We start from the raw sequence: 7,168 nt of genomic DNA, 5'->3' as shown, positions 1-7,168 counted from the left end.
GGTTTTTGAGTGTACCTGGTTCTTTTTGGTGAGCTTCTCACTTTTTCTCACCTTTTAAATAGTTTAAAATTATCATATAATAGTAATTATATTAATCTATAAATTAATGTGTTATACTTATAAGTGAATGTGATATACTATAAATAAATGTGATACACTGCGATAAGTTTATTATTGATACAGAATCGGTGTGGACTAGGTCGCGCCTTCGCTTGGTATGGCGCTTAAGAAGGAGAGCCTGCATCCTTTCTGCAAATTTTGGGAATAAGGGATGGTTAAAATGAGCAACAGCGAAACTAAAACTGACGTCATCTTAATTGGTGCCGGAATCATGAGTGCGACTTTAGGGACACTTCTGAAAGAATTAGTACCGGAATGGGAAATTTCAGTGTTTGAAAAGCTCGAAAATGCAGGAGAGGAAAGCTCTAACGAATGGAATAATGCGGGAACAGGGCATGCAGCATTGTGCGAGCTTAACTATACAAGCGAAAAACCAGACGGATCTATCGATATTAGCAAGGCTATCAAAATTAATGAACAGTTTCAGCTTTCTATGCAGTTTTGGTCTTATCTTGTAAACAGAAAGCTAATCAATAATCCGCATGACTTTATCATGTCATTGCCCCATATGAGTATGGTACAAGGGGAAGAAAATGTAACTTTTTTGAAGAAACGTTTTGAAGCGCTTTCAAATAATCCATTGTTCAAAGGGATGGAATTTTCTAAAGACCCAGCAAAACTACTGGAATGGATTCCGCTTATTATGGAAGGCCGTACATCGAATGAACCTATTGCAGCAACAAAGATTGACTCTGGAACAGACGTTAACTTTGGTGCTTTAACACGTATGTTGTTTGACCATTTAAAAAATCAAGATATTGAAGTTAAATACAAACATCAAGTTGAAGATATTAAACGGACTAGTGATGGTCTATGGGAATTGAAAATTTGGAATATGGAAACCGGTAACATCGAACGCCATACAGCAAAATTTGTCTTTATCGGAGGCGGCGGCGGCAGTCTGCATTTACTGCAGAAAACGGGCATTCCTGAAAGCAAACATATTGGCGGATTCCCTGTAAGCGGAATTTTTCTGGCATGTAACAATCCAAAAGTTGTCGAACAACATCATGCAAAAGTGTACGGGAAAGCTAAAGTTGGAGCTCCACCGATGTCTGTTCCGCATCTTGATACAAGATATATTGACAATAAGAAATCGTTGCTATTTGGACCATTTGCCGGCTTCTCACCGAAGTTCTTAAAAACGGGATCAAATATGGACTTAATCACATCAGTAAAACCAAATAATGTTTTAACGATGTTGGCGGCAGGCGCAAAAGAAATGTCATTGACGAAATACTTGATCCAGCAAGTGATGTTATCAAAAGAACAGCGTATGGAAGAATTACGAGAGTTTATTCCGACCGCTAAATCTGAGGATTGGGAATTAGTAGTAGCGGGCCAACGTGTGCAAGTGATTAAAGATACGGAAGCTGGCAAAGGAACGCTTCAATTTGGTACTGAAGTGATTAATGCCGCTGATGGCTCGATTGCTGCATTACTAGGAGCTTCTCCAGGTGCTTCTACAGCTGTTCACGTTATGCTTGAGGTCTTAAATAAATGCTTCCCGCAACATGTGAAAGAGTGGGAACCGAAAATTAAAGAAATGATTCCTTCTTATGGCATGTCACTTATGGATAATCCGGAGCTTCTGCACGAAATTCATACTTCAACAGCAGAAACGCTCGGTTTAATCGAAAAAGAACTAGTTCATAGTTAATTTTTTGGACGGATAAAAATATAGAACCTTTGATCTATCTACAGATTGAAGGTTCTTTTTTATACTCATCGTTTTCGCGCTATTCATCACCCTTAGGTTATATGCTGTGTCTCATTCCATATACATATACTACTTTGATCAAAAAGGAGTTTATAAAATTGGGAATGAAGGGCCGCATTACATTTATGACGTGGAATCTTTATGTAGGTGCAGACTTGGGATCTATTTATACTGCGGAGTTTAATGAACTTCCACAACGTGTAACCGAGGTATTTCGTCAATTTCTAGCGACCAAATTTCCCGAACGTGTGAAAGAAATTGCCCGTCAAATTGCATTGAATAAGCCTGATATCATTGGATTGCAAGAAGCGGAACTATGGTTGCTGCAAGTAGTGCCTGTACCGAGTTTACCTATCGTAAAATATAATTTTATTAAATTGCTGTTAAAAGAACTAAGAAAAATAGGATTACATTATGAAGTCGCGGCCACTAATGATAATGCTGCAGCATCACTGCTTTCTAGTGAAGGGAATTCAGTATCTTTGTTGGACAGAAACACCATTTTAGTCCGAAAGCGATCCGGGTTGCAGGTTATTCAATCCATATCAGAGGAATTCCAAAAAAATCTGGAAGTTACCATTGGGGGACAACTCTTTCTGATTGTTAGAGGATGGTCATACATTGATGTTAAAGCAAATGGACGTGTTTTCCGGGTAATCAACACCCATTTGGAACCTCTTTCTGAAGGTGTACAAATAGCGCAAGGGAACGAAATACTGAATGGGCCCGCCAAAACCAATCTTCCGGTTATTGTCCTTGGAGATTTGAATTCGGATGCTGATGGCACTGGTACACCAACTTACGGAAATTTTAGATTAGAAGGATTTGGGGATGTCTGGGAAGGAGCAGGTCAAGGGGACGGTTTTACTTGTTGTCAAGATGCGGATCTGTTAAATGGTCTATCCTTACTTAATAGAAGAATAGACTTTATTTTATTTAAAAACGGCTGGATGCCGATTCGTGCAGAAAGAGTAGGAGGAGACCAAAGCGATAGAACCCCAACTGCCCTCTGGCCTTCTGATCATGCTGGAATGGTTGGAACTTTATTTTTACCGTAATCTTTAGTTTTTCGGAACTTTTCCTAGTTTTAATTTGGAAAAATAAAAGCTGTCGGATACTTGGATCCGCAGCTTTTTGCTATTAAAACGTAAAGCGGGAAACTTGTTCGTCTCCGATCATTAACCCGACTATTTCTTGGAAACCTACTTTTTCGTAAACAAGCTTTGCGTGCTCATTAGTTGGTTCATAAGACAGGGTGATGGTTTGATGGCGATCCTCTTTTATATTCCTAATATCGTCTATTACAAGTTGAATCGCTTTTTTTCCATACCCTTTTCCTTGATGATTTTGATCAATCATTATGCGATAAATCCAATACTCATGGTCGTCTTCGTCAATTCCGTAGAGTGTAAATCCAATCATTTCCTCGTCGTAATAAATTCCTTTTGCGTGGAAGTTTTCAAGGAAATTCATCTGGGCCAATGATACCGCATTAGATGCCACAAACTTTACTTGATCTTCCCGGACACGCAGCGAAATGGATTTACGCCAATTGTCTTTCGTAATCGTTTCTAAATACAACATATGTCAACTCTCCATTTCATTCATCAAAACTCCCTGAAAAAATAACACCTTCTAAGTTATTCGGTATAAACGGATCATTTCCTCCATTCCTGTTTTTCCATCGTGTATTATCTTTTATGAAAATGGGGGTAAATTGACTATTGCAGAGAGATATGTAAAAGTAAAAAGAGATACTGAAGGAGGAACTAAACCAAAGTGATAAACATAACGATTCCAAAACCAACTGTAACCATTACGAAACAAAAAAATCCTGAGCTCAGCCATATTTATGGGTTTACTGACTTTCATCTTATCCCTAGAGATAAGGGTGGTATTTTTATGTTTTATAATAATAAACAAGAGCTATTATTCGTTGGAAAAGCAAGGAAGTTGAGACCAAGAATTAAAAAGCATTTTGAGGATACTGTATCCCCAATCAAAATGCATAGAGATGAAGTTACAAAAATCGAAGTTTGTGTGATAGAAGATCCTGTACATAGAGAAATTTACGAAACTTATATCATTAATGAACTTAAGTCGAAGTACAATATAGACAAGGTGTTTTTTAGATAAAGCTTATTAAGAGAGAGGCAGTAGGTATAGTCAAATTAGATCATACCTATTGCCCCTTTTTTATTATTTTAAAAGGATGAGAATGGTGGTTAGTAAATATATTTATACGTATTCCTGCTATGAAGAGGAACGTTCATTATGTGATTTAGAAATGCGCACATTACTTGGAAGTGAGCCGCAAATCGGCATTGTGGAAAGCCATATAAAGATGAATCCTAGCCGAAGTCCATTTATAAAGGAAAGAATTTCCATTATGTTGGAGGCGGACAGCCTTGATCATCTTCTCGAACAAGTTTCAGCCTTACAAGTAACGGGTGAAACGTTTAAAGTCTTATATGTAAAAAATGGCTCTACTTCAAAGATAGAAAAGGTAGGGTTTGAAAGTCGGCGTACTATTGAGAAGAAAATTGGACTACATATAAATGGAGTGGCTGATCTCCATCACCCAAAGCGATTGTTTGGCGTCATAGTGGTAAACGGCAGATGGGTATTCGGAGATTATGTTGAAGGTGAGCCTGTTTGGTTTCGGCATCAACAGAAGCCGCATAGTTACTCCACGGCGCTTAATACACGTGTAGCAAGAGCCATTGTCAATATTGCCATTCCTGATCCAAATGGAATCAAGGCCATTGACCCTTGCTGCGGAATTGGGACCGTACTAGTGGAGGCTCTATCAATGGGGATTGATATAGTGGGGAGTGACAGGAATCCACTTGTTCTTGGCGGAGCCAGGGAGAATATTGCCCATTTTGGACTTTCTGGAGAAGTGAAATTAGCTGATATCCGTGACATCACGAATCAATATGACGTAGCGATTATTGATTTACCGTATAATTTGTGTTCAGTCATCACTCAAGAAGAGAAGACTGAGATGCTTCAAAGTGCTCGTAGATTTGCTAGAAAGGTCGTAGTTGTAACCGTTGAACCAATCGATGAAATTCTTGTCAACACAGGGTTTGATATGATTGACCTAGCGGTCGTTAAGAAAGGATCATTTACCCGCGAAGTGATTGTATGTAAGTAAATTAATGGGATTTCCTTGTTTTATCTATAATAGAGTAAAAGTAGTAGCTTTAGCGATTCATAAAAAATGAACACTAAGGAGAATATGATGATGAAAGTGGGATTTGTTGGAACAGGGAATATGGCAAGTGCCATCATTAAAGGGATGATTAATAAAGAACATACAAAAGCGAATGATATTTTTGTATACGATGTAGATACTGAAAAGATGAATCAGTTTGTTAGAGAAACTGAAACGAACACATGTGAATCTTGTGAAGAATTAGTAGAATGTGCGGATATATTGGTTTTAGCAGTCAAACCGAATCAATTTGAGGCCGTTTTAACGCCATTGAAAGAATGTATTAAAGCAAAGAATCCACTGATTGTTTCTATTGCGGCAGGTACTTCGATTGAAAAGATCCATAAGCTTACAGAGGCAGGAAGTGAACTCGCGATTATTAGAGTCATGCCGAACGTAAATGCCATGATTGGTGAAGGGGCTGCAGCTGTTTGCGGAAATAAAGCTGCTAGTCAGGAACAAGTGGACTTTGTTCTAGACATGTTTAATGCAATTGGCATGGCAATTGAATTACCTGAACATCACTTCAGTACCTTTACGGCCATTGCTGGTAGCTCACCTGCTTATGCGTATTTATTTATTGATTCCTTGGCCCGTGGTGCTGTGAAAAATGGATTGCCGAAAGATTTAGCCAATAAAATTGCCGCACAAGCTGTTTTAGGAAGCGCAAAGATGATTCTTGAAAGTGATGAGGATCCATGGGTGCACATTAATCGAGTCTGCTCTCCCGGCGGGACAACGGTAGCCGGATTAGTGGCATTAGAGGATCAGGCTTTCATCTCAACCGTGATCAAGGGTGTGGATGCAACGATAAAAAGAGATGAAGAATTAATGAAAAAATAATTGTCGTATTAACACTTTAATTAGCAGTAAACATAGCATGCGCTCAGAGGATTATTATGGCTTTGAGCGTATGAGTGGCCAATAACGGAGCCACAGTCCACTCAAAAATTTAACGGACTATCCTTCCGCTATTTACTAAAACTCTCCCTACTTCCAAGTGCTAACGGCCACCAGTTCCGTTAATAGCTACTTCCATAAGAAAAGACTCATAACCAAGAATCCATATCATAAGGTGTGTCTAGTGTAAGAACAGCGGGACAAAAGGGACGATTAACCTGTCCCATAAATACCACGGCAAAAAGTGAAACTTTATTGAAAAGTGCACAGTATAATGTAGTAATGGTTTCCACAAATGACCATTACGGGAGGAGCGGAGCAGATGAGTATGATCACAAGGTTTAAGGATATTATGGCAAGCAATATTCATGCATTGTTGGATAAGGCAGAGAATCCGGAGAAGATGATTGATCAATATTTAAGAAACCTAAATAAGGATTTAGGGAAGGTAAAATCGGAAACGGCCTCGGTAATGGCTGAGGAGCAGCGGTCAAAAAGGGTATTACATGAGTGCCAAGAGGATTTGGAGAAGATGGAACGCTATGCGATAAAAGCACTAGAAGCAGGGAATGAGGGGGATGCGAGAAGGTTTCTAGAGAAGAAGGCAGAATTGACAGCGAGATTATCTGAGTTGCAAACCGCATATCAATTGGCTTTAGAGAACTCTCAGCAAATGAAGCAAATGCATGATAAGCTTGTTGCGGATATTGGCGAGCTGGAATCTCGAAGGAATATGCTGAAGGCGAAATGGTCAGTGGCAAAGACCCAGGAACGAATGAATAAGCTTGGAGCATCAGCTGCCCAATCAGGAGAGTCGATATCTGCATTTGAGCGAATGGAGGAAAAGGTCAATCGCGCACTAGATGAAGCGAATGCCATGGCTGAACTAAATGCGGGCCCGAAGGATGATATTGCTGACCTAGCAGCTAAATATGATGAAAAGGGCAGTGGCAGTGGCAGTGACAGTGACATTGATCGTGAGCTTGCAGCATTAAAAGAGAGGATGAAGAAATAAGGTTGTGGGGCGGGAAACCTGTCTAAAAAATTTGTTCTCATTGCCTGGAAGAGCATCTTTTGCCTTTCGCGGTAAAAGAACCACATGTTCATTGCCCGAAAGAGCATCTTTTTGCCTTTCGTGGTAAAAGAACCATATGTTCATTACCCGTAAGAGCATCTTTTTACCTTTCGTGGTAAAAGAACCACATGTT

Annotated in this window: 8 protein-coding genes; 6 read left to right on the top strand and 2 right to left on the bottom strand. The window is 39.4% G+C overall.

Annotated features, from left to right (window positions below):
- The first annotated feature begins 280 nt into the window (after positions 1 to 280).
- Both V7149_RS22640 and V7149_RS22635 read left to right on the top strand, forming a co-directional pair.
- Entirely contained in the window at positions 281 to 1,780 is a 1,500-nt protein-coding gene (locus V7149_RS22640) for a malate:quinone oxidoreductase (protein WP_335347841.1), read from the top strand.
- Positions 1,781 to 1,944: 164 nt separating this feature from the next.
- A complete protein-coding gene (locus V7149_RS22635; protein WP_335347842.1) occupies positions 1,945 to 2,898 on the top strand; it encodes an endonuclease/exonuclease/phosphatase family protein in 954 nt (317 codons plus the stop codon).
- 82 nt (positions 2,899 to 2,980) lie between these two features.
- On the opposite strand, the gene V7149_RS22630 is transcribed toward V7149_RS22635, so the two are convergent.
- Complete coding sequence (locus tag V7149_RS22630; RefSeq protein ID WP_335347840.1) at positions 2,981 to 3,424, bottom strand: GNAT family N-acetyltransferase; 444 nt, start codon at positions 3,422 to 3,424, stop codon at positions 2,981 to 2,983.
- A 195-nt stretch (positions 3,425 to 3,619) separates the two neighbouring features.
- On the opposite strand from V7149_RS22630, the gene V7149_RS22625 reads away from it, so the two are divergent.
- From V7149_RS22625 to V7149_RS22610, 4 genes are all read left to right on the top strand, one after another.
- Positions 3,620 to 3,976 (top strand): nucleotide excision repair endonuclease, encoded by a 357-nt coding sequence (locus V7149_RS22625; RefSeq protein WP_335347839.1) that lies wholly within the window; start codon positions 3,620 to 3,622, stop codon positions 3,974 to 3,976.
- Between the two features lie 82 nt (positions 3,977 to 4,058).
- Complete coding sequence (locus V7149_RS22620; RefSeq protein ID WP_335347838.1) at positions 4,059 to 5,000, top strand: TRM11 family SAM-dependent methyltransferase; 942 nt, start codon at positions 4,059 to 4,061, stop codon at positions 4,998 to 5,000.
- An 84-nt stretch (positions 5,001 to 5,084) separates the two neighbouring features.
- On the top strand, positions 5,085 to 5,903 hold the full coding sequence (gene proC / locus V7149_RS22615) for a pyrroline-5-carboxylate reductase (RefSeq protein WP_335347837.1): 819 nt from the start codon (positions 5,085 to 5,087) through the stop codon (positions 5,901 to 5,903).
- Positions 5,904 to 6,282: 379 nt separating this feature from the next.
- Positions 6,283 to 6,975, top strand: coding sequence for a PspA/IM30 family protein (locus V7149_RS22610; protein WP_335347836.1), 693 nt, complete (start codon positions 6,283 to 6,285; stop codon positions 6,973 to 6,975).
- Here V7149_RS22610 and V7149_RS22605 read toward each other — a convergent pair.
- Positions 6,952 to 7,168, bottom strand: a 217-nt coding sequence (locus V7149_RS22605; protein WP_335347835.1) for a hypothetical protein, incomplete at its 5' end; no start/stop codon positions are given. The two genes, V7149_RS22610 and V7149_RS22605, sit on opposite strands and share 24 nt — an antisense overlap.

Origin of the sequence: Bacillus sp. JJ1503 (assembly GCF_036965125.1) — a bacterium.
Lineage (GTDB): Bacteria > Bacillota > Bacilli > Bacillales > Cytobacillaceae > Cytobacillus.
Note: the sequence above shows the minus strand (reverse complement) of the source record. Positions and strands in the feature narration are given on the sequence as shown.